21 protein-coding genes are annotated in these 22,791 nt (G+C 53.9%); 13 read left to right on the top strand and 8 right to left on the bottom strand.

All coding sequences use genetic code 11. The features are described 5' to 3' along the window. The first annotated feature begins 158 nt into the window (after nucleotides 1–158). The 3 genes from RB297_RS21170 to phnX are packed head-to-tail and all read left to right on the top strand — an operon-like array spanning nucleotide 159 to nucleotide 3,086. Complete coding sequence (locus tag RB297_RS21170) at nucleotides 159–1,154, top strand: extracellular solute-binding protein (RefSeq protein WP_096774919.1); 996 nt, start codon at nucleotides 159–161, stop codon at nucleotides 1,152–1,154. A gap of 22 nt (nucleotides 1,155–1,176) precedes the next feature. After that, on the top strand, nucleotides 1,177–2,271 hold the full coding sequence (gene phnW / locus RB297_RS21165) for a 2-aminoethylphosphonate--pyruvate transaminase (RefSeq protein ID WP_375121367.1): 1,095 nt from the start codon (nucleotides 1,177–1,179) through the stop codon (nucleotides 2,269–2,271). After that, entirely contained in the window at nucleotides 2,268–3,086 is an 819-nt protein-coding gene (phnX, locus tag RB297_RS21160) for a phosphonoacetaldehyde hydrolase (RefSeq protein ID WP_375121366.1), read from the top strand. Before phnW ends, phnX begins: the two co-directional genes overlap by 4 nt. Before the next feature lie 223 nt (nucleotides 3,087–3,309). Here the strand turns inward: phnX and RB297_RS21155 are convergent, their stop codons facing one another. Continuing rightward, nucleotides 3,310–3,501 carry a hypothetical protein gene (locus RB297_RS21155; protein WP_375121365.1) on the bottom strand — a complete coding sequence of 64 codons (192 nt, stop codon included), beginning with the start codon at nucleotides 3,499–3,501 and terminating at the stop codon, nucleotides 3,310–3,312. Between the two features lie 311 nt (nucleotides 3,502–3,812). Continuing rightward, a complete protein-coding gene (locus tag RB297_RS21150) occupies nucleotides 3,813–4,745 on the bottom strand; it encodes an alpha/beta hydrolase (RefSeq protein ID WP_375121364.1) in 933 nt (310 codons plus the stop codon). Between the two features lie 236 nt (nucleotides 4,746–4,981). On the opposite strand from RB297_RS21150, the gene RB297_RS21145 reads away from it, so the two are divergent. After that, nucleotides 4,982–5,428: a DUF3888 domain-containing protein gene (locus RB297_RS21145; protein ID WP_213579938.1), complete on the top strand. Its 447-nt coding sequence runs from the start codon at nucleotides 4,982–4,984 to the stop codon at nucleotides 5,426–5,428. A gap of 121 nt (nucleotides 5,429–5,549) precedes the next feature. On the opposite strand, the gene RB297_RS21140 is transcribed toward RB297_RS21145, so the two are convergent. Together RB297_RS21140 and RB297_RS21135 are read right to left on the bottom strand one after the other, a co-directional pair. Further along, nucleotides 5,550–7,298, bottom strand: a complete 1,749-nt coding sequence (locus RB297_RS21140; protein WP_375121363.1) for a M28 family peptidase — start codon at nucleotides 7,296–7,298, stop codon at nucleotides 5,550–5,552. A gap of 160 nt (nucleotides 7,299–7,458) precedes the next feature. Next, nucleotides 7,459–8,220 (bottom strand): kanamycin nucleotidyltransferase C-terminal domain-containing protein, encoded by a 762-nt coding sequence (locus tag RB297_RS21135; protein ID WP_036664886.1) that lies wholly within the window; start codon nucleotides 8,218–8,220, stop codon nucleotides 7,459–7,461. A gap of 79 nt (nucleotides 8,221–8,299) precedes the next feature. On the opposite strand from RB297_RS21135, the gene RB297_RS21130 reads away from it, so the two are divergent. From RB297_RS21130 to RB297_RS21115, 4 genes are all read left to right on the top strand, one after another. After that, nucleotides 8,300–8,698 (top strand): hypothetical protein, encoded by a 399-nt coding sequence (locus RB297_RS21130; protein ID WP_375121362.1) that lies wholly within the window; start codon nucleotides 8,300–8,302, stop codon nucleotides 8,696–8,698. Nucleotides 8,699–8,796: 98 nt separating this feature from the next. Further along, a complete protein-coding gene (locus RB297_RS21125; protein ID WP_375121361.1) occupies nucleotides 8,797–9,510 on the top strand; it encodes an SAM-dependent methyltransferase in 714 nt (237 codons plus the stop codon). Nucleotides 9,511–9,789: 279 nt separating this feature from the next. Then, a complete protein-coding gene (locus tag RB297_RS21120; protein ID WP_375121360.1) occupies nucleotides 9,790–10,383 on the top strand; it encodes a TetR/AcrR family transcriptional regulator in 594 nt (197 codons plus the stop codon). A 292-nt stretch (nucleotides 10,384–10,675) separates the two neighbouring features. After that, nucleotides 10,676–11,419 carry an SDR family oxidoreductase gene (locus tag RB297_RS21115; protein ID WP_375121359.1) on the top strand — a complete coding sequence of 248 codons (744 nt, stop codon included), beginning with the start codon at nucleotides 10,676–10,678 and terminating at the stop codon, nucleotides 11,417–11,419. A 217-nt stretch (nucleotides 11,420–11,636) separates the two neighbouring features. Here the strand turns inward: RB297_RS21115 and RB297_RS21110 are convergent, their stop codons facing one another. Continuing rightward, on the bottom strand, nucleotides 11,637–12,215 hold the full coding sequence (locus RB297_RS21110) for an LOG family protein (RefSeq protein ID WP_304149299.1): 579 nt from the start codon (nucleotides 12,213–12,215) through the stop codon (nucleotides 11,637–11,639). Between the two features lie 215 nt (nucleotides 12,216–12,430). Between RB297_RS21110 and RB297_RS21105 the strand changes: the two genes are divergently transcribed. Further along, nucleotides 12,431–12,748 (top strand): MazG nucleotide pyrophosphohydrolase domain-containing protein, encoded by a 318-nt coding sequence (locus RB297_RS21105; protein WP_096774908.1) that lies wholly within the window; start codon nucleotides 12,431–12,433, stop codon nucleotides 12,746–12,748. Between the two features lie 165 nt (nucleotides 12,749–12,913). Here the strand turns inward: RB297_RS21105 and RB297_RS21100 are convergent, their stop codons facing one another. The 3 genes from RB297_RS21100 to RB297_RS21090 form a co-directional block, all read right to left on the bottom strand. Then, nucleotides 12,914–13,891: an electron transfer flavoprotein subunit alpha/FixB family protein gene (locus RB297_RS21100; RefSeq protein ID WP_096774907.1), complete on the bottom strand. Its 978-nt coding sequence runs from the start codon at nucleotides 13,889–13,891 to the stop codon at nucleotides 12,914–12,916. A 272-nt stretch (nucleotides 13,892–14,163) separates the two neighbouring features. After that, complete coding sequence (locus tag RB297_RS21095) at nucleotides 14,164–14,931, bottom strand: electron transfer flavoprotein subunit beta/FixA family protein (protein WP_009590186.1); 768 nt, start codon at nucleotides 14,929–14,931, stop codon at nucleotides 14,164–14,166. Between the two features lie 38 nt (nucleotides 14,932–14,969). Next, nucleotides 14,970–15,560 carry a fatty acid metabolism transcriptional regulator FadR gene (locus RB297_RS21090; protein WP_009590197.1) on the bottom strand — a complete coding sequence of 197 codons (591 nt, stop codon included), beginning with the start codon at nucleotides 15,558–15,560 and terminating at the stop codon, nucleotides 14,970–14,972. 484 nt (nucleotides 15,561–16,044) lie between these two features. On the opposite strand from RB297_RS21090, the gene RB297_RS21085 reads away from it, so the two are divergent. From RB297_RS21085 to RB297_RS21070, 4 genes are all read left to right on the top strand, one after another. Next, nucleotides 16,045–18,225 carry a (Fe-S)-binding protein gene (locus tag RB297_RS21085; protein WP_375121358.1) on the top strand — a complete coding sequence of 727 codons (2,181 nt, stop codon included), beginning with the start codon at nucleotides 16,045–16,047 and terminating at the stop codon, nucleotides 18,223–18,225. Next, entirely contained in the window at nucleotides 18,222–20,663 is a 2,442-nt protein-coding gene (locus tag RB297_RS21080) for a 3-hydroxyacyl-CoA dehydrogenase/enoyl-CoA hydratase family protein (protein WP_375121357.1), read from the top strand. The genes RB297_RS21085 and RB297_RS21080 overlap by 4 nt, the downstream gene beginning before the upstream one ends. A 345-nt stretch (nucleotides 20,664–21,008) precedes the next feature. After that, nucleotides 21,009–22,199, top strand: a complete 1,191-nt coding sequence (locus RB297_RS21075) for an acetyl-CoA C-acyltransferase (protein ID WP_375121356.1) — start codon at nucleotides 21,009–21,011, stop codon at nucleotides 22,197–22,199. 128 nt (nucleotides 22,200–22,327) lie between these two features. Further along, on the top strand, nucleotides 22,328–22,606 hold the full coding sequence (locus tag RB297_RS21070) for a hypothetical protein (protein WP_375121355.1): 279 nt from the start codon (nucleotides 22,328–22,330) through the stop codon (nucleotides 22,604–22,606). The last annotated feature ends 185 nt before the right edge of the window (nucleotides 22,607–22,791 follow it).

The raw sequence follows: 22,791 nt of genomic DNA, 5'->3' as shown, positions 1-22,791 counted from the left end.
CGAACACCCAGCGGAGAGGACGTATCGTACTGGAGAAGCCAATGCGTTCGCCTTTGTCTGCGGATTTCTAGATCGGAGGTACGATACGGTATCGCAGCGGACATCAAGCACTGAACCTATTTTAAAGCCAATAAAAACATTCAAGGAGTGAGTTAATCATGATGAAGACGCTGAAGGGAATGCTGCTGTCATTGATCGCAGTCAGTATGGTGTTTGCTTTGGCCGCTTGCGGCAGCGGCAGCGCGGGGGAAGCGAAGAAGGTAGTCATCTACACCAATGGGGATGAAGAAGCCGTTGCGGCAATGGAGACCTCGTTGAAGAATGCCGGATATGAAGGACAGTATCTTGTCCAATCCCTGGGCACCTCCGAACTTGGGGGCAAATTGATGGCGGAGGGGAACAAAATCGAGGCGGATCTCGTCACCATGAGCTCCTACTTCATCGAAAGCTCGCAGAGCAAGCATTCGATGTTTAAGGATCTGGCCTTTGACGCAGGCGCTACCGATTCTTATCCGGCATATTACACGCCGATTCTGGCGAATACCGGCTCCATCTTCGTGAATACGGAAGTGCTGAAGGATAAAGGATTGCCGATGCCCACCTCCATCACCGACCTGACCAAACCGGAATTCAGCGGACTCGTATCGATTCCGAACATCATGGATTCTTCCACCGGCTGGCTGCTCGTTCAGGCCATTATTACGCAATACGGCGAAGATGCGGGACGTAAGGTGCTTCATGACCTGATCGCCAACGTGGGACCGCATCTGGAGAGCTCGGGCTCCGGTCCGATCAAGAAAGTGCAGGCTGGCGAAGTGGCGGCCGGGTTTGGCCTTCGCCATCAGGCGGTAGCGGCTAAAGCCACCGGTGCACCGATTGACTACGTGGATCCGGTCGAAGGAAACTTCTCGCTGACCGAATCGGTTGCGGTCGTGGACAAGAAGAATGCAACGACGGATCTGGCGATGAAGATGGCCGAGACCATCGTAAAGGATGCCCGCAAAGATCTGATTGCGAACTACCCGGTGGCCCTGTACGAAGGGGAGACCGTCGATGAAGTCAACAAACCTGCATACTCGATGACCTTCGAGAAGCCGCTGACCGTGGAGCTGCTGGAAGAGCATCAGCAATTCTTCAACGGATCCAAAGAATAAGCCGACTTAGGAGCGATGCGACATGAAAACCTACAAGCTTTTGACACCGGGACCTTTGACCACAACCAAGACAGTAAAAGAGGAAATGCTCTTTGACCGCTGCACGTGGGATGATGAATACAAATCGATAACGCAAAAAATCAGATCGCAGCTCTTGGCACTGGCCGGAGCGGATCCAGAGCTGTATACCGCCGTGCTGATGCAGGGAAGCGGCACGTTTGCCGTCGAAGCCGTCATGACGTCCGCCATTTCGAAAGACGATAAGGTACTGATCGTAACGAACGGCGCCTACGGCGAGCGGATCGTGAAGATGGCGGAGTACATCGGACTGAATTACGCGGAGTACAAGGTGAATTACGATGAACATCCAAGCGAGGATGAGCTGCGGGACATACTCCATGAGGATTTGCGGATTACGCATATCGCGATGGTTCATTGCGAGACGACCACCGGCATTCTGAACCCGCTGGAGATGATCTCGAAGCTGTCCAGGGAATATGGAAAAACCCTCATCCTTGATGCGATGAGCAGCTTTGGCGGCATGGAGATCGATGTTCAGGGGCTCGGCATCGATTACCTGATCAGCAGCGCGAATAAATGCATTCAAGGCGTTCCGGGGTTTGGCTTCGTGATCGCCAAGCTGGAGAAGCTTACGGCCTGCGAAGGGATTGCGCGCAGCCTGTCGCTCGACCTGTACGACCAATGGAAGGGCATGGACAAGGACGGCAAATGGCGTTATACCTCGCCGACCCATGTCGTGGCGGCCTTCTCCAAAGCGTTGGATGAGCTGAATGAAGAAGGCGGCGTCCCTGCCAGGTTCAGCCGTTATCGGAATAACAATCGACTGCTGCGGGAGAGATTGGAGCAGATCGGCATCCGGGCGTATATCACCGATGACAAACAATCCCCGATCATCACCACGTTTTTATTCCCGAACGAAGGGTTCAGCTTTGAGCATTTTTACGCTTATATTAAAGAAAGAGGTTATGTGATCTACCCGGGTAAGCTGACCGACGTGGATACCTTCCGCATCGGGAATATCGGGGAGATCTATGAACAGGATATCGAGCAATTATGTACGATTATTGAAGAATATATGGGGGTGACGGCACAATGAACCGAATTGAAGGCGTTATATTGGACTGGGCTGGAACGGCCGTGGATTTTGGATGTTTTGCGCCCGTGAACGTGTTTGTCGATATTTTCAAGAATGCGGGTATTGAGGTAACGATGGAGGAAGCGAGAGCACCAATGGGGATGCTGAAGATCGACCATATTCGTGCCATGCTGTCTATGCCGAGAGTGTCTGCGCTATGGGAGACGAAGTACGGCAGAGCTTTCGGTGAGCAGGATGTAGAACGGCTGTATGCGGAATTCGAGCCGGCCTTGATGGTCTCCTTATCCGAGTACACGGACCCGATTCCAGGTGTCATTGAGGCGGTTGAAGCGCTGAAGGCGCAAGGCTTGAAAATCGGTTCCACGACCGGTTATACGAGCGGCATGATGGAGGTCGTGGTTGCCAATGCGCGGCAAAAGGGGTACAGCCCGGATGTTTATTTCACGCCGGATGACACGCGCTCCCAAGGAAGACCTTACCCCTACATGATCTACCGGAACATGGAGTTTCTTGGATTATCGGCTTCATGGAAAGTCGTTAAGGTCGGCGATACCGTCTCCGACGTGAAAGAAGGCGTGAACGCAGGCGTGTGGTCGGTTGGCGTTGCTATCGGCAGCTCCGAAATGGGCTTGGGCTTGGAAGAGTTTCATGCCCTGTCAGAGTCGGACCGGGAAGCCGCGATCTCGAAAACCGAGGAAACGTTTATCCGTAACGGGGCGGATTTTGCGATCCGGACGATGAGCGAGCTGCCGCAGTTGATCGAGAGCATTAACGGCATGCTGGCTGAGGGAAAAAGACCGGGCATTCAGCGCTAGGATGGTATTTAATGAAGAAACCGCGAATGATATTCTTCGCGCATAAGCTCTGTCTCGGTTTCTACTTTGCTTTTTTGTTGGCTTCCTTCATTGAGAGGGTGCTCACTTTAAACCTCAATAAAACAGATCCGGCAGAATTGCCGGGTCTGTTTTAGATTGAGTTAAGTTTCTAACGCGAATCGCTAACAATGAATGAGGTAGCATTTAGATTTCTTCTTTATTCTTACGATCCCCAAGTTTTTGCCGAATGATCTGCTAGCAATTTCTTTATATCTTTCAATTCGTTCTTGAGACTATCCATTTCCGATTTCAACCCTGAATTTGAAATAGCATTACTAACAATCAGGTAAATTAGTAAGTAATTTGCTGCTAAAATAATGATAAAAAAAATGAGTTCTTGTACTCCAACAACCATGAAGAATCCATCCTTTCAACAATGGAACTAAAAACCTTTTAATTTATTTACTCATTCCAAAAACAATGTTTGTTTACAGAATATTCTAATTATAGCATGATTCTGAATCTAAACAGGAACATGTAGTTGATCTCTGAGGGAAACCAGGTCAAGTGGTCTCATATCATGCATCCAACATTTATGTTCTAAACCTGAGTTCGCTCAAAGGGTATAGCTCACCAACATGGGCTTAATTGTGACCGCAAAGCTGATCAGGGGTATATTCACCTCACCGAAAAAGAGCAGTCCGCATGGACTGCTCTTCTTTCAATTTATTGCACATACGTGCCGATAAACTCCTTCACTTCCCGGTCGTACCCTTCTGGATCGAACTGGCGTGCCAGGCCGTGGCCTGCATCGGGGACGATGAACAGCTTCTTTTGCTCCGGACCGTTCTCGTACAGCTCATACACCATCTCGGTAGGGACGAACAGATCCCCGCCGCCGTGTATGAACAGCGTCGGCGTCTTGGATTTCTTCACCTGCTCCAGCGCGGATGCCTCGCCGAAGGAGTATCCGGCCCGGATCTTGGTGAGCAGGCTCGTGGATTGAACCAGCGGGAAGGATGGAAGCTTATACATGCGCTTCAGCTGATAGGTCAGCTCATCCGTGACCGAGGTATACCCGCAGTCCTCGACGATGGCTTTTACCTGGGGCGGAAGCTCTTCGCCGCTGGTCATCATCACCGTTGCCCCGCCCATGGACACGCCGTGCAGGACAATCTGGGCGTCTTTCCCTGTATGCCGGATGACACGTTCAATCCATCTGAGATAATCCATCCGCTCCGGCCAGCCGAAGCCGATGTAATCGCCTTCGCTCTTTCCATGGCCACGCGCGTCGGGAAGCAGGACGTTGTAGCCCAGGTCCTCATGGTACATTTGGGCGAATCCGCTCATCTGCTCCGAATGGCCGGAGTATCCGTGCGCGATCATGACGGTTTTATCCGTAGGCACTTCGGCAGGTAAATAGTACGCATGCAGTTTCAAGCCGTCGTCTGAGGTAAGACTCCATTCCTCGAAGCTTTGCCTGGCCCACCAATCCTTGCTGTCCGCAAAGGGATTGTCGATATTCGAGTTGGCTTCCAGGTCCGGGTTGCCGTTCAGGAAGGCCTTGTCGGCCCGGGCAATAGCGACGTTATAAAAGTAGAAGCTGGCTGAAATTATAATGATTGCTAGTAAAGCGATAATAGCTGCAGACATGGTCATAATCCTTTTTTTCTTAATGATGTATATCCTCCCGTCGGTGTTGATCGTATGCGCCGAAGGCATGCCGAGAGGAAGGAATGTGCCGAATCGATAGCTTCCTTCCACCTATCATATCGTACGTAACTTGATTCATCCATATGGCAGACCACGTTCGTTTCGGATGGCGTTACATCAATCTTATCGGATGGGAGAACCTAATCCATAAGAGCTGTGGCAGGAGGTGCGAAGAGAGGAACATGAACAAATGCTTTATCAGCCTGATCCTTGCCGTCGTCACGATTTTCGGCTTGCCGCTGCCGTCCCATGCCGAGGTGACCGATTATACATCACCGAAAAAGGATAGTGCCCAGCTGCAGTATCAAGATATACTGATGCTGTTTCTGCTTCCCCATATCGATGAAGTGGTCGATCGGCATTATAGCCATACGTTGAAGGAGCTTCCGGTTGTCTATCCCTACTTCGTGGACGTGATTCAAGTGAAGAGAGTGAACGGATTCCGCGGCTTTCATTTCGTCATCACGCTGGAGGCGCGCCCGGTGGTCGGCCCCCATATCCCGGTGGGCAAGGACCGCCTTGTCTTTGAGGTCGCTCCGACGATTCCCGGCGGTATGGTGAAGCTGGTAGAATACAAGCATCTGGAGACGTATGAGCTCCCTACGCATTGGCAAGACATCGTGAAGTAACGGGGGCTGGGCTGTTCAATGTAAAAAAACAAGCAAACGCGGTGTTCGCGTTTGCTTGTTTGGCATGCAGGATAGAGTGCACTTATCAGGTGTAACAACTATCAGCTGCTCTAGGGGAACCCTATCGGCTCTCATAAACCGGTCGATCCGGCCCGGGTTCAGCTTGGCTCCAGCCGATGCCGAGCAGGACAACGATGGCGATGAAAGCAGCCGGCAGCACCCATTTCCAAGAATGCGCGAGCATTCGGACTGCCGGGGACATCAGGGCCAGTATCAGTCCGATCAGCACAACGCTGAACAGATGAATCCCCGGCGGGAGCAGGAGGAATACGATGTGAAAGACCGACGTGAACATCAGAACCGGGATAAGCGACGTTCCCAACACGACGGCCGGATGGGTTAAGGTTTCGCGCGGGTCCCGGGTAAATGCCGCCCACGTCAGAGCCGCGAAATGAACCAGCAGCGGTATCGCGAATAAATAACTTGCGCCCGGCAGAAGCCAGGTCGAGCCGATGAGCAGCAGCAGGAACAGGAGTGCGCCGCCAAGCAGCATCTCCACTTCATTTGCTTTTCGCACCACCCAGCGGGTAAGCGCGACATGAGCGATGAGGGTCACCAGCACAAAGCTGACGCTGTACAGAAGCGAATCGTAGGTTGCGCCTGTAGGCTGCGTCATTTTGCCTGCCCACAACGCATCGATGAGCGTCCACAAGCCATAGCTGAGCGCGGTTGAGAGCACGACGGCCAGAATCGGAGTTCCGAGCCCGATCAGGCTTCCCTTAACGGTAAGCAGGGAGAAGCGGGCAAACAACCAAGCAAAAGCCAGCCATAGCGCTGCGATCGCCACAGTGATCGGAATCGCCCATTGCGCAGGGTAGTGAACCAGCAAACCAAACAGATTGAAATAGATGCGGTCGCCTGTGGAGGTCAGGTCAGCCAAGTCCAGATTGCCAAAATGCTTTGCCATGGCGAGCGCATTCTCGCCTTGATGCTGCATGGTCTCAAGGGAGACATTCTCCGTGTTGTCCATCGGGGTATGGTAAGCTGCCCACCCGTCGCCATAGGCAAAGTTCAGTCCCGGGAGGCCATGCTCCAGCGCCACCGTCAGATCGGTATCGTTCGGCAGTTGTTTGTAGAGATCCACCAAGAGGGAGTTGCTGACAGGATTGGATACGGCCCGGGCATATTCTTCAATGATCCGTCCATTGCCGTCGCTGGTCTGGAACATGAAGGACGAGCCCTTCGATCCCCGGGCTTCAAAATTCGCAATCATGCCGATCTCGCGGTGCGCCGGGTCCTGAAAGAACACTTCGGCACCGAGCAGGCCTCTTTCCTCCCCGTCTGTCAGCAGGATCCAGATGTCATTTTGCGGCTGAGTTCCGACCTGGATCGCTCTTGCCGTCTCCAGCAAGGAAGCTACGCTGACCGAAGCATCATTCGCCCCGGGGCCGGTAGAGACTGAGTCATAGTGCGACATCAGTAGGAGCGGTTTCCCCGATCCGGTTCCTTTAATGACGCCAAGAATGTTCGTAAGCTGCACGTCGGCGTCGACGTACTTGGTTGTCAGACGGTCATTAAACTCCTGAACCTCCGGATTCAAGCCGAGCTGCTTCATCTGTTCCACCAAATAAGCCCGGACTTCCGCATTGGCAGGGGACCCCATCGGGTGGGGCTCTTGGGCAATCCGCTCGACATGTGCCATGGCGCGTTCCGCCGAGAACTCGGTTGCGGGTGCATCGATCTTTCTGGCTTCCGGCGGCTTCTCGAACCACAGCATGAGGGAGATAAAGAGTATGACGGCCAGGATGGTTGTAAGCGGCAGCCAATAAGGAGTTCTGCGGTCCGGCGGTCTGCTCAATTGAATTTGCATGATCAATACTCACTTCCTTTTAGGATCATTCAGGGTCATTCGCGGTGTGATCTTTCATCATATGTAAGAAATAGGCCCTTACACAGCGTAGTTCCAGAATATGACATGTGTCAATATAAGATTGAGAACGATGGCTCCCTACCTAACAAAAGAGCCTCCATCAGAATGGAAGCTCCTTTAATTTATATTCGATATTCATCTGTTCATACCATGCGTTTAGTCCGGTCCAGAGCTGCTCGCAGAGTTCATAGACATGATCGATTTGGAGAAGCTGTCCGCGCATGACCAACTGTGCCAGCTCGTCATAACCGGAAGGTCGGGATGGGAGGGTAAGGGATTCCTCCAACGTCCGGGCCCTAGTATGATAAAAGGTTCGGTTGGCAAGCCCAATCAGCTTGGCCGTCTGCCAGGTCAGGTCCTTAGCGCCAAGCGGGAGATAGTTAAGGTTCCCGGACTGGACGTTGTTTCGGATTTTGCCCATCGTTTCGTAGGGCTCCCAAATCATGAATTCCCGCATCGTTTCTTTGATCGCCTCGTCCGAAACTTCAAGGGGCAGCTTCCGAATCTCGGCGAGCAGGTTCCCCGGATCGTAGATTTCCTGCAGGTGTACATAGGCGCCGGCTTTAATTGCCCAGGAGTCATCCACTGACGCGGCAGCCTTGAAGATGTCCTGTTTCTGTTTCATTCCGATTTCGATTTTGAATGGGGGATATATGAATTCGTATCCGGGCAGGGAGACTCCGTCCTGCGTAACAACCCGAAGCTCAATGTCCGAGTAAGGGCCATCCATTCCTTGCGCAATCGAACCGTACAGGCCGATGGCCAGAATGTCATCGCCGTGCAAGTGAAGCAGCCGGTCTTTGATGTGATGAATGATGTTCATTTTCTCTTCTCTGGTCGTAGCCGCAGGATAAGATAGCATAAGGAAATCCCCTCCGAAGAAAGTTAGTTATCTATATTATAGTATAAATAGAACGGGTGCATTAGGGGGTGACGGGTTTTTGAAGTTTAAGAGCGTTCTAACCGGGTTCGTCTTGGTGACGGTGATTGGTTGTTCTGGATTAAGCACGATAGCTGTGCCTGAGAATCTGCTGGCGGAAGAAGATGAATTACGAATTCATTATTCCTACGAGGATGCAAATGCCGCGAAAGGGCCGAATGGGCAGACGCATGTTGCATGGTGGAGTGAAGAGGTCCGTATGTCCGATGCCGATCGAGAGGTTTTGCAGGCTGCCATGTTGCATAATGTAAGGGACGAGACCGGCAGGCAAAGGGCGGATGCTATAGGACTAACCAGATTTCCGATTATTGTATTGGTGAATGATAAGGAAATCGTCTTGAAAACGGATGACTTAGATGATGTTATAGATTTTCTTAAAAAGAACAGGCAGGGATCATAATATTCCAATTCCCTTACCCCATATTATGGTAGTATATCCTTGCGGAGTGTGCAGGAGCTGCCGCATCCGCAGCCAATCTATAGCTGAGGTGAGAAGAGATGAGTAAAGCTGAGCGGAGTAGAGGTAAGACCAAGCAGGAATTGGACCGGGTTGTATTCATTGGCCGCACGTTTGAAGAGTACGCGCACATGTTTGATTTGAAGATGCCGGAGCTTGCCGGTAAAAGGGTGCTGGATTGCCCTTCCGGCGCGTGTTCGTTCACCGCTCACGGTTCGAAGCAGGGTCTCGATATAACGGCAAGCGATATTGCTTATGATCACAAACCGGATGATCTGGAGGCCAAGGGACTGCAGGATATCGGGCATGCCATGGAAACGATGGAGCAGGCAAAAAGCAATTATGTCTGGGATTATTACGGGGATGTGGAGGGGCTCCGCCGGCATCGCGAGCAAGCGCTCCGCGATTGCGTTAGGGATATGCGGGAGTTTCCGGATCGCTATGTCGCTGCGGTACTGCCGGAGCTGCCTTTTGATAACGAACAGTTTCATTTGGTGCTGTCCGCCCATTTTCTGTTCATGTACAGCGACCGATTGGACTATGACTTTCATGTCCAGACGGTTCGGGAGCTGCTGCGAGTGGCCTCGGAAGAGGTGCGCATCTTCCCGTTGACCGATTTATCGGGGAGCCGCTACGTCCATTTGGACCGTCTGATTCATGAGCTGGAGGCAGAAGGCTTGCGGGTAGCGGAAGTTAAAGTACCCTATGAATTTATGAAGAACGGCAATTCGCTGCTAAGCATTCGCAAGATATAGAAGCTTGAGAAGGCAAGAAGCGAGGAAGCCGGCAATGTGCCGGCTTCCTTTTTTTCTGGGGATGGTGATTGGCCAGAGCAGCAGGATCTGTCGTATTCATTGATCCCATGTATGCTTCAATCCTGCAGGAGCACGGAGAATGGTATTCATGGCGGGAAGGACAAATGACAAAAACTCAATATTGATATGATGAGGTTGTTTGCTATAATGTGTTCAACAGAGAGGGGGCGTGATGGTGGGCGGTCGGGTGTTAACGTAAACCCCGATGCTCATGAACCTATGGCACATGACCAACCACTAACGAAAGAAGCTATATTAGATGCGGCTGAGCAGACGCTTCGGCGTTATGGCCCAGACAAAACTTCGGTTGTCGATGTGGCCAAAGCGCTGCAGGTGAGCCACGGCTCGCTGTATCGGCATTTTCCCAGCAAGGCCGCTCTCAGAGAAGCCGTCACGGAGCGGTGGCTTCAGCGGATTGCGGAGCCGCTGCAGATCATTGCAGACGGGACGGACGGCAGCGCCACCGATCGCTTGCGGTTATGGACGGATACCCTGATCCGGGCTAAGCGGACTTACGTTCTCGAGGATCCCGAGATGTTTGCCATGTACGCGTCCGTGACGCTGGAAGCCGTCAAGATCATTGATACGCATGTGAATTTGTTAATCGGGCAGATCGCCCAGATCATGGATCAAGGGATGCGAGCCGGTGAATTCAAGCCAGGCCAGCCGGAGTCGGCGGCGAAGGCTTTTTTCATGGCCACCTCCTTGTTTCACCATCCGGCCCATGCCTATCAATGGACTTCGGATGGGATCGAAGCCGCCTTTGAGTCGGTGTGGACGTTATTGTTGGCCGGGATTTCGATGAACGGTTAGCGGGAATAGGGATACGGCCAACCGCCGTCATAATGAATGCCGCTGCGCATTGTTGGGCTAGCAGAATGTGATCATTCCCTATGTAAAAAAGATGCTATTCTTGGCGATACTCGCATGGGATAGCGTCTTTTTTGTTTTGGTTCGTTTACGAATGACAAAATTATAAATCTGTCACTTGTAATTTGTTATTGGGCAACATATAATCAAATTACTAATAATAAGAAGTTGCAGATCAGAACATCGATCTGGGGCAATAATCGTGTATCTCAATTCATATGCGGGAGGTTTTATCATGACAAAGGGCTTATCGGGCAAGGTAGCAATCGTAACGGGAGCATCGAGAGGCATCGGGCGAGAAATTGCAGAGAGACTTGCGGAGAACGGAGCCAAGGTTGTCGTAAACTATGCAAGCAGTCCGGCTAAAGCCGAGGAAGTGGTGGGCCTCATTAAGCATGGCGGCGGCGAAGCACGAGCCATTCAAGCCGATATTAGTCAGGTAGCGGAGGTCGAACGGCTGTTTCGTGAAACGATCGAAGCCTATGGCGGAATCGATATCCTCGTGAACAATGCCGGCATCATGACCACCAAGCCGATTGCGGCCATGACGGAGGAGGATTTCGATCAGCAGTTTGCGATTAACGTGAAGGGGACTTATTTTGCGATCCAGCAGGCTTTTCGCCATATGAATTCGGGCGGTCGCATTATCAATTTCTCGACGTCGGTCGCTGGGCAGATGTTCCCGACTTACAGCGTGTATGCAGGGACGAAGGGAGCTGTGGAGCAGTTTACGCGTCAGCTGGCCAAGGAATTCGGGCCTAAAGGGATCACGATTAACGCAGTGGCGCCCGGGCCGGTTAATACGGAGCTATTTACCGTTGGCAAATCGGAGGAACAGATTGCGGGGATTGTCAATATGAATGCTTTCGGGCGTCTGGGGGAACCGGCTGATATTGCAGGTGTCGTGCTGTTTCTGGCCAGCGAGGAGTCGAAATGGATCACGGGTCAAACGCTGCGCGTGAACGGCGGGTTCGTGTAAGATCGCCTCTATTTCTATGGGAAAAAATAAAAATGCACCGGGATTCCGGTGCATTTTTGAATGACGGCAGGCCACGCCGATTCGTCATAGCCTACAACATATTTTTGTACCCAAGGATTTTTCCCTAGAGCGCGCTATTTCCCTCAAGACCCTCAAGACCCTCAAGACCCTCAAGACCCTCAAGACCCTCAAGACCCTCAAGACCCTCAAGTCACCCTTAATCCAGGTCCTTCCACTTCAGGTCCAGCGTCGGAGGCGTGTAGCTATCCATGAGCTCTAACAGCTTGAGCGGATCATCGGACATGTTGATCAGGTTCAAGTGAGAGGAGTTGGAGAAGCCCTCGGTAATGCTGTACTGAATCAGCTTCATGAACGGTTCGAAATAATCGCGGATACTGAGCAGCCCGATCGGCTTCTGATGAATTCCGATTTGGGACCAGCACAGCACCTCGAACAATTCCTCATAGGTCCCAAAACCGCCCGGCATGGCGATAAACCCGTCGGCCAGCTTGCCCATCGTCGCTTTGCGTTCATGCATATCGGCTACTTCAATGAGTTGGGTCAGCCCGGTATGTACGATTTCCCCCTTGAACAGCCCTCTCGGCATGACCCCGATCACTTCGCCGCCATTTTGCAATACGGCGTTGGCTACTTCACCCATCAATCCGATGTTGGAGCCGCCGTACACTAATTTGTATTGGTTGTGGGCAATATGCCTGCCAAGTTCGGCCGCTTTTGCTTTATAGTCCGGATGCTCGCCCATGTTCGATCCTGCAAATACGCATATGGATTTCAATTTGCACACTCCTTACCCAGATGTTGATATTTCGTTCGAGTAATTATACTATATATAGTGATTTATGTCATGGAATGCTCGGCATATCCTTTCGGCGCCGACATGGCACCTTTTTATTTTATGGCATGCATGTTCGTTTTATCATGGATTTAATCTCGGATTGTGTAAAAAGAAGGATGCAGTCATCCCAAGAAATCGCGGAGGTAACACACGTCATGGATATGAATGAAGCGCAGCAATGGATTAAACAGTTCTACGGTGAAAGAGGCTGGGCCGGGTACGGTCCCTTTATCCGGGTTGGATTTTTGATGGAGGAAGCAGGGGAAACGGCGCGCGCCGTACGCGCTTATGAGATCGGCAGGGACCGCCCCGATGAGGAGGTTCAGTCGAGGGAACGGCTCAAGCAGGATCTGGTCGAGGAGATCGGCGACGTGCTCGGCAACATCTCGCTTCTGGCGGATCTCTATGATATTTCGCTGGAAGAAGCGTTTACGGCGCATCGGCAGAAGCTGTTGAAACGGTTTGGTTCTTAAAGGGGACAGGCTAGTGCCTGTTCCCATTCAGTTGTGGTAGTCCTTCGGAATGCTTTATAGGCGAAGGATGCTGCAGGCGCAAAACTTATGAAGTAAAAGGCTGCTCCAGGTTCCCAGACCTTTTGGAGCAGCCTTTTTTTGAATATGATAAATCGTTATGAAATCCTAGGATACCAACACCTTGCGGAATTCCTGCGTCAGCAGCGGGACGACATCGAACAGATCGCCGACGATGCCGTAATCGGCAACTTTAAAGATGGGCGCCTCCGGGTCCTTATTGATGGCAATGATGACCCGGGATTGGCTCATACCCGCCAAATGCTGGATCGCGCCGCTGATGCCGCAGGCAATATAGATCTCGGGCGTGACGACTTTGCCGGTCTGCCCGATCTGGAGCGCGTAATCGCAGTAGCCGGCATCGCAGGCGCCGCGCGATGCGCCGACCGCCCCGCCGAGCAGGTCGGCGAGCTCCTCCAGCGGCTTAAAGCCGTCCGCGCTCTTCACGCCGCGCCCGCCGGAGATGACGATTTTGGCTTCCGATAGGTCGATTTTTCCCGTGGTTTTGCGGACAACGTCCTTTATCACGGAGCGCAGGGAAGGAGCCGGGTAAGCGATGTCCTCAATGCCGGCGCTGGCGCCTTCGATGGCTTCCGCGGCGGGAATATTGTTCGGTCGAACCGTGACCACCCACGGTCCGTTCTGAAAGACGCGTTTCTCAAAGGCTTTACCCGCATAGAGCGGACGCGTGAATACCGCTTCTCCGCCTTCGTTGTCAATGGCGGTGACGTCGGAAATCTGTCCGGCATTCAAGGAAGCGGCCACCAGCGGTGCCAAGTCGCGGCCGATGGCCGTATGTCCGAAGAGGACGGCATCGGGCTGTGCCTGACGGATTACCGCTTCGATGGCGGCCATATAAGCTTCGGGATTATAGCTCTCCAGATCCTCATGCTCGACGGTATAGATGGTATCGGCACCATAGCCGTTCAGGGCCGATACGGCCTCCGTAATGTTGGAGCCCGCAACCAGAATACGGATGCTGTCGCCATCTTCCGCAATTAAACGGGCAGCGCCAAGCGTCTCGAGAGCAACCTGACGCAGCTTCCCATCCCGGTTCTCGGCATACACTAATATCGTTTTGCTCATATCATAACCTCCTAAGATCCATTTGGGGTTGAAAGTAAAGAGAGTTATACGATGTCGGCCAGCCTGAGCGTCCAAAGCGAATGCGGGTCATTCCTACAATCGCTGCTGCCCCGATTTCCAAGACGCATTAAGCGAAAAGCGTGCATGACGGACATCCCGTAAACCATACAATCAGAATACATAAGGCACGATGGCAGGGGCGCTGCCGCTGTCATGTAACCGCATTCAACGATGAGAATCGAAGGAATTCGCAGGTTCAATTTGTCCTTTTATTAAATCACTTTCGACTGCGTTCGCAGCAAGGATACCAGCTCATGCGCCACTTCGGCAGGCTCCCCCTTCAGAATGCGCCCGGCGCTTCGCTCCGGCGGCAAGGACAGCTCGCTTTGCTTCGTTGCCGGCTGAATGTCGGGTTCGGATAACCCGAGATCATCCAGGGTCAGCGTCTGGAAAGGCTTCTTCTTGGCCTTCATGATGCCCGGCAGCGACGGATAACGGGGTTCGTTCAATCCCTGCTGTGCGGTGAAGATGGCCGGCAGCTGGACTTCAAGCACTTCCAGATCGCCTTCCGCATCCCGGTGCACTTCAGCGGTGGTCCCGTTCAGCGTAAGCTTGGTAATGGAGCCGGTGTGCGAAATGCCGAGAAGCTGTGCCAGGCGGATGGCCACTTGGCCCGAACCGCGGTCCACGGAGAAGTTCCCGCCGAGGATCAGATCCGGGCTTTCCTTGGACAAATACGCATGCAGCACCTTTGATACCGCATATTCATCGTCCGGAATCCGTTCGTCGGAGATCAGCACCGCATCGTCCGCCCCCATCGCAAGGGCGGTCCGGAGGGCTTCTGCCGTGCGATCGGGTCCGACGGACAGGAGCGTCACGCTGCCGCCGTGGTCATCCCGAAGCTTCACGGCTTCCTCTACCGCATATTCGTCATACGGATTGATGACGAATTTCACCCCATCCTCGGCAATCGATCCGTTCTCAATCGTGATTTTTTCCTCCGTGTCAAAGGTCTGTTTAAGCAATACCACAATCTTCATCGGTTAAACTCTCCCTTCAATATGAATATCAGCAGGACTTATTGTCCGCCGGAAACACCGCTCAGAAAAAAGCTTAGCGTCTCATCCGCTTGATCGGACAACGAATATTTACGGCCGGAGATCAGCCAAGAGGTTACCGCTTCGTCCATCGCGCCAAAAATCAGGTTGCGGACCAGCTTGACGTTCAGATCGGAACGGAATTTCTGTTCTTGGATGCCCTGTTCCAGGATATTCTCGATCAGTACGATATATGGCTTGAGCGCGCTGCCGATTTCCTTGCGCAGCTCCAAATCGCTCTGCCGCAGCTCAATCTGCGTGACATATGCAAGTTCGGGATTGCTCTCCAGCTCCGAGAAATGGATGCTGCACACCGTCCGTAGCGCTTCCACGGCGTCCGTGGTTCCTTCCACGCTTTCGTGGAATTTGCCGACCAGCTCCCCAAGCTTTTCTTGGAACAGGCGGATCAGGATATCCTCCTTCCTCTTAAAGTACAGATAGATGGTGCCGTCGGCCACGCCGGCAGCCTTGGCGATCTTGGATACCTGGGACCGGTGATAGCCGTTTTCGGCAAAAACTTTCAGGGCGCCCTGGAGGATCAGGTGGTATTTTTCATTTTTTTTACTTGTCATATGCTCACCCCGGTGTTAGAATACAGTTAAAATTATGAATGAATACTCATTCATTTCTTGTATCCATCATAAAATACGTTCATGTCATTGTCAACGATGGGTTATCGATGACGCGTAAAATGGATGAAGCAGACCTGGAAGAGCAGCAGAATAAGGCGTTCATATCAGAGCAATAGACGGCAGTTTAACCGGAAGAAACGAATAGCTGGGTATCCGAAAGGCAAGTACACAAATACGGATGTAGCGTTGTACAGATGAAGAGATGCAGCTAGCAGTCATGATGTTCGGTTTAGAGTGGTCGGCACGGCACGATGTGGAGGTCTTATTTTTGTCTCTATAATGAAAGCGCTTCATATATTGTCCCAATCTTGGCACAATGACGAGCCGGTTTTGGAAGGAGTGACAGGAGCTGTAGAATTGGACGCTGCAGAGACGAAATGAAGGGTGTGGAAGAAGGATCTTTTAACGCAAGGGGCTGAGAGGGATGATTCCAACATTAATCAACGCGCTGCTCTTTGTCTTGATCACGGGCTGGGCAGTGTACATGTTCGCCACCGTGGTGTATCGCCGTTACCTGTATATCCGTTTGGGCAAGCCGGCGAATCTGAAGAAGGATCTGAGGGAGCGCCTGAGCCAGTTCGCCATCCAGGTGTTCGGACAGAGCAAGCTGTTTAAGGACCGCAAGAGCGGCATCATGCACTTTATCGTGTTTTACGGATTTATCATTTTGCAGTTCGGGGCGCTCGATATCATCTGGAAAGGGCTGTCGGGTCACAGCTTGCCGATTCCGGGCCATGCGGGCTTCATCCTCATGCAGGAGATTACGGTTGCGCTGATTCTGCTGGCCATCGGTTATGCGGCATATCGCCGCTATGGCGAGAAGCTGAAACGGCTCAAGCGAGGCTGGAAGCCAAGCATTGTCGTGTTTTTCATCACCACGCTGATGGCTTCGGTGCTGATGACGATGGCCTTTGAACGGCTCGTGGAAAGTCTGGCGTGGTCGGCCATGGCACCGATCTCCTCGAGTATCGCGGCCGCGTTTGCCTGGATGCCGCCGGTGGCTGTAACGGTGTGTTATTACGTATTCTGGTGGCTTCACCTGTTGATTCTGCTGTCTTTCCTTATTTATGTGCCGCAATCGAAGCATTTTCACCTCATTACGGCGCCGATCAACATTCTGGTTCGTCGCACGGATCCCCCGGGCAAGCTCAGCAAGCTTGACTTGGAGGATGAAGAAGCCGAGGAGTTCGGGGTAGGCAAAATCGAGGACTTCACGCAAAAGCAGATGCTGGATTTCTATGCCTGCGTTGAATGCGGACGATGCACCAACGTGTGCCCGGCCTCGAACACGGGCAAGCTGCTGTCGCCGATGCACATGATCGTGAAGCTGAGGGATCATCTCACGGAAAAAGGTGCCGCGCTCACCTCCAAATCGGCGTGGATGCCTGCCTCCGTGTTTGGGTCGCCGGGCGTCCACTCCATGGGCGCAACGGATTTGGCGCTTGTCGGCTGGAAGGGCGAGGGCATCACCGACATCGGACCGACGATGGATGTGCAGAAGCGTTCCTGGCACCAAGTCGAGGGCGTAGACCCGAAGGATATTCAATTGATCGGCGGCGTCATGACCGAGGAAGAGATTTGGGCGTGCACGACCTGCCGCAACTGCGAGGATCAGTGTCCGGTCGCAAATGAGCATGTCGACAAAATCGTGGATCTCCGGCGACATCTCGTTCTGATGGAGGGCAGCGTGCCGCAGGAAGGCCAGCGAGCCATGCAAAACATCGAACGACAAGGCAACCCTTGGGGAATCAGCCGCGCGGACCGGAGCAAGTGGGTGAAGGAGGTCGACCCGGAAGGGACATTGGATCTGAAGATCCCGACCGTGAAGGAAAATCCGGACTTCGACATTCTGTTCTTCGTCGGTTCCATGGGTTCCTACGACAATCGCAGCCGCAAGATCACCCGGGCCTTCGTCCGGCTCATGAATGAAGCGGGCGTCAACTTCGCCATTCTCGGAAACGAGGAGAAGAACTCGGGCGACACTCCGCGCCGGATGGGCAATGAATTTCTGTTCCAGCAGCTGTGCATGGAGAACATCGAGACGTTTCAGAAATACGATGTGAAACGAATCGTCACGGCTTGCCCGCATACCTTCAATATTTTCAAGAACGAATATCCGGAATTTGGACTGGAGGCTGAGGTCGTCCACCATACGGAGCTGCTGGATCAACTGGTGAAGGAAGGGCGTCTTAAGCCCAAGTATCAGGTTCAGGAGAAAATCACCTATCATGACTCCTGCTACCTGGGACGGTATAACGACGTATACGATCAGCCGCGCAGCGTGCTTCGCGCCATTCCCGGCGTCGAGCTGCTGGAGATGGAGCGGAATCGCGAGAACGGGATGTGCTGCGGCGCCGGCGGCGGTCAGATGTGGATGGAGGAGGACGCAGGCAAGCGCGTGAACCTGGCGCGTACCGAGCAGGCGCTGGCCGTATCTCCGACGATGATCAGCTCCGCCTGTCCGTTCTGCCTGACGATGCTGGAGGACGGCACGAAGCTGAAGGAAGTGGAAGAAAGCGTGAAAACGCGAGATATTGCGGAAATTCTGGAGTTATCCGTATTCGGTCTATCCGAAATCCATGAACAGGAGGTCGTTGTGCAATGAGTAATACCATTACCAAAGAAGCCGTCAGCGGTTCCGGGGTCGCAAGTCGAAACATCACTAAAGCCGCCGTGATCGGCTCAGGCGTCATGGGATCGGGGATCGCCGCCCATCTTGCCAACGCAGGCATTCCCTGCCTGCTGCTCGACATCGTTCCGAATTCTTTGACCGCCGAGGAGGAGAAGGCCGGCCTGACGCTGGATCATCCGAAGGTACGAAACAGGCTTGCCGCCAAAGCGATTGCGGCTCTGCCTAAATCAAGCACCGCTCCGCTCTACAGCGCTGATTTTGCGGGCCGGATCACGCCGGGAAACACCGAGGACCATCTAAGCCTGCTGAAGGATGTGGACTGGATCATCGAGGTGGTTACGGAACGCCTGGAAATCAAAAAGAGCATTTTCAAGCAGATTGAAGGCGTGCGTAAGGAAGGATCGATCGTCAGCACGAACACCTCGGGCATTTCCGTCAATGCGATGGTCGAAGACTGCAGCGAGGAATTCCGCAGCCACTTCCTGGGGACGCATTTCTTCAATCCGCCGCGTCATATGAAGCTGCTGGAGATTATTCCGGGCTTTGATACCGATCCGGACATTACGAAGTTCATGGTTGAATTTTGCACGAAGCGCCTTGGGAAAGGGGTTGTGCTTGCGAAGGACACGCCGAATTTCATCTCGAACCGGATCGGCACCTACGGACTTCTGGTCACGCTGCAGGAGATGGTGAAAAACAGCTATACCGTGGAGGAAGTAGATGCGGCCACGGGTCCCGTTCTGGGACGTCCAAAGAGCGCCACCTTCCGCACGCTGGATCTGGTAGGAATCGATACGTTTGTCCATGTGGCCAGAAACGTGTACGACTCCGTACCGGACGGCGAGGAGAAAGACGTGTTCACGGTGCCTGACGTCATGAATGAGCTTGTCGCTCGCGGCTGGACCGGGGAAAAGGGCGGCCAGGGCTTCTATAAAAAAGTAAAAGGCGATCAAGGCAGCAAAATCCTATCGCTCAATCTGTCCACGATGGAGTACAATCCGAGCGCCAAAGTGAGCTCCGCTTCCATCGAAGCCGCCAAAGCGGTAAAGGGAGCCAAGCGGAAGATCAAGGCTTTCCTGGGAACGCAGGATCGTTACTCGGAGCTGGCCTGGAATGTATTGAAGCAAGTGCTCGTCTATGCGGCCGGCAAGCTGGGAGAGATCGCCGATTCCATCCAGGACATCGACAACGCGATGAAATGGGGCTTCAACTGGGAGCTCGGTCCCTTCGAGACCTGGGATCTGATCGGACTGCCGGAATCCGTGCAGCGCATGGAAGCAGAGGGCGTGACCGTCCCGGCGTGGGTGAAGGAGTGGGTTGCCGCAGGCAACAAGTCCTTCTATCAAGAGAAGGACGGCGAGGTGTTCCATTATTTCAAAGGCGAGTATAAAGGCGTTGAGGTTCAGCCTGAGCTGATCTCGCTGCAAGCGCTCAAATCGCAAAACCGGATCATCCGCTCGAATACGGGGGCGAATCTGATCGATATTGGGGATGGCGTTGCGTGCCTTGAATTCACTTCGCCGAACAACGCGATCGGCGCCGATATTCTGGTCATGATTCAGCAGAGCGTGGAAGAGGTCAGGGCCAATTACCGCGGACTGGTGCTGGCGAACGAAGGCCGGAACTTCTGCGTCGGCGCCAACCTGATGCTCATGCTGATGGAAGCGCAGAGCGGCGACTGGGATGAGGTGGATGACATCATCCGTCTGTTCCAGGGCAGCATGATGAAGCTGAAGGGGTTGGAGAAGCCGGTTGTGGCCGCGCCTCACCGGATGACGCTGGGCGGCGGCGTGGAGGCGTGTCTGCCGGCGGACCGGATCATCTTCTCGGCGGAGACCTATTTCGGCCTGGTGGAGACGGGGGTAGGTCTGATACCGGCAGGCGGCGGCTGCAAGGAGCTGGCGCTGATGACCAGCAACCGCCATCCCGACAAGGACAGCGACCTCCAGCCGGAGATCAACAAAATCTTCGAGATGGTGGCGATGGCCAAGGCATCGACCAGCGGACATGAAGCCATCCGCATGGGGTATGGACGCAGCGGGGATACGGTGGTCATGAATCAGGATTACCGGATCCATGAAGCGAAGCAGGCCGTGTTAGCGATGGACCGGGCGGGTTATGTCCCGCCGCAGCCGGGCAAAGCCCGCGTTGTCGGCCGCGATGGCCGGGCCGTGCTCCAAATGGGCGCGATCGACATGAAGCGAAGCGGCTATATCAGCGATCACGATCTGTTGATCGCGAAGAAGCTGGCGCATATCCTGACGGGCGGCGACGTCCCTGCGGGAACGGTCGTGAGCGAGCAGCATCTGCTCGACCTGGAGCGAGAAGCATTCCTCAGCCTGCTCGGGGAGGCCAAGACCCAGCAGCGCATGCAGCATATGCTGGCAAAAGGCAAGCCGCTGCGGAATTAAGGCGATTCAGCTTGGACTGTACTTCCTTGGCAATTTTGAGCGTCTTGCCTTCCGGTCTCTCCTTGCCTTCGGCATCTTGAAAAGCAATCAGGACATACGAACGATAATGTTGGTATAGTCCTTAAAGCTTCACAGCTAACAGATCAGCTATCATCCGCAACGTGCGATTTGCCAAATCAAACGTGCATACGGTACATGCGGCAAACTGTCCGCACTGCTGGATGTTTGGGTGATGGCGCCTCTTTAATCAGTTCCACCCGTTACGTACTCATTTCAAGGCCGATGAACGGCCAGCAATCATATCGGTATTGGATCCAACCATTTCTAGTTGATGAGGTGAATGGCATGAGAGAAGCAGTCATAGTATCCCTTGCTCGCACCCCGGTGGGGAAGGCGAAGAAGGGCAGTTTTGCCCAGACGCGCGTAGAGGATCTCGGCAAAGCCGTACTGGAAGCCGTCATTGAGCGTGCGCCGGGCCTGAAAAAGGAGGACGTCGAGGACATTATCCTCGGCTGCGCGATGCCGGAAGGCGAGCAGGGCCTTAACGTTGCGCGGATTATTTCCTTGTATGCGGGTTATCCGGTCACGGTGCCGGCCTTGACCGTCAATCGCTTCTGTTCGTCCGGACTTCAGGCGATCGCTTTTGCTGCGGAACGCATTATGCTCGGCCATGCCGAGGTCATCGTCGCCGGCGGCGTCGAGAGCATGAGCCATGTGCCGATGACCGGCTTCAAGCCGGCACCGCATCCGACGATCGTCGAAGAGATGTCGGAGGTTTACATCGGCATGGGCCATACGGCGGAGGAGGTAGCACGCCGCTTCGGCATCACCCGCGAGGCGCAGGATGCCTTCGCGGCCAGCAGCCACCGCAAGGCCGCAGCCGCTATCTCCGAAGGCAAGTTCCGGGACGAGATCGTACCGGTGAACGTAACGCTGGCTGCCGCCGATGAGCAGGGCAAAGTGCTCAGCAAAACCTTAGCCATCGATACGGATGAAGGAGTTCGGCCGGACACGACACCGGAAGTGCTGGCCAGACTGAAGCCGGCCTTTGCCCTCGGCGGCTCGGTTACCGCGGGCAACGCGTCGCAGACGAGCGACGGCGCGGCGGCGGTAGCCGTCATGAGCCGCGAGAAAGCCGAGGAGCTGGGCCTTACCCCGCTGGCTACCTTCAAATCGTTTGCTCTGGCCGGCGTGGAGCCGGAGATTATGGGCGTCGGCCCCGTCGAAGCGATCCCGAAGGCGCTGCGCATGGCGGGCATCGAGCTGGATCAAGTGGATGTGTTCGAGATTAACGAAGCGTTCGCTTCGCAATGCCTCCACATCATCCGCGCGCTGGGGATCGACGAGAGCAAGGTCAACGTCAACGGCGGCGCCATTGCACTCGGCCATCCGCTCGGCTGCACCGGCGCCAAGCTGACCGTCAGCCTCGTCTCCGAGCTCGCCCGCCGCGGCGGCGGCTACGGCGTCGTGAGCATGTGCATCGGTGGCGGAATGGGCGCAGCGGGAGTGTTCGAGGTGCACGCAGCCGGGGCGTAATTGCCTCTTCCGAAGGAGTCGTAACTCGTTCGTTATTGAAATAAAAACCAATCCTGTCAGTTGTCAGGCCCAGGGAAGTAGCCTCCTTCTTGACTGGGGGAGAGCTGGAACAAGTCCCGAGGAGGGAAATGTGGCCCGCCAAGATCACCAGGGTCGATGACCAATCCAAGTATGCCCCGGACCACGCATCGTGCGCACGGGGAGCAGTGCGCACGATGTACCCGTGTCCGCTCCGTACACGACCGGACACGGCACCACTCACTCCAACCACAGGGGAGTGCATGGATAACCGGTCGCAGGCGTTTGAACTTAGGGGATTAACTAGTCTGCGCCAGCCCAGCGGAGAGGGCGGAATTGTACTGGAGAAGCGGCAGCGGTCGCCTTTGAGTTTGGATTTCTACTATTGATAGATCCATTCCTGGAAATCCAAACTCAACAGCGATCGGAAGTACAATCCGCACGCGGAGCGCCAATATTGCGCCGCAGTAACACATACACCATCTATGCTCAACCCAGAAAAAGATACCACACAGCAACACCAAGGCATTTCATTGCACTCCACCTTATTCCAATTCCGAAAGGGGAAACCAAT

Source organism: Paenibacillus sp. CR_12 (assembly GCF_041953985.1).
Lineage (GTDB): Bacteria > Bacillota > Bacilli > Paenibacillales > Paenibacillaceae > Paenibacillus_AQ > Paenibacillus_AQ lautus_A.
The sequence above is the reverse complement of the archived record's forward strand: the minus strand, read 5'-3'. Positions and strand labels throughout refer to the sequence as shown.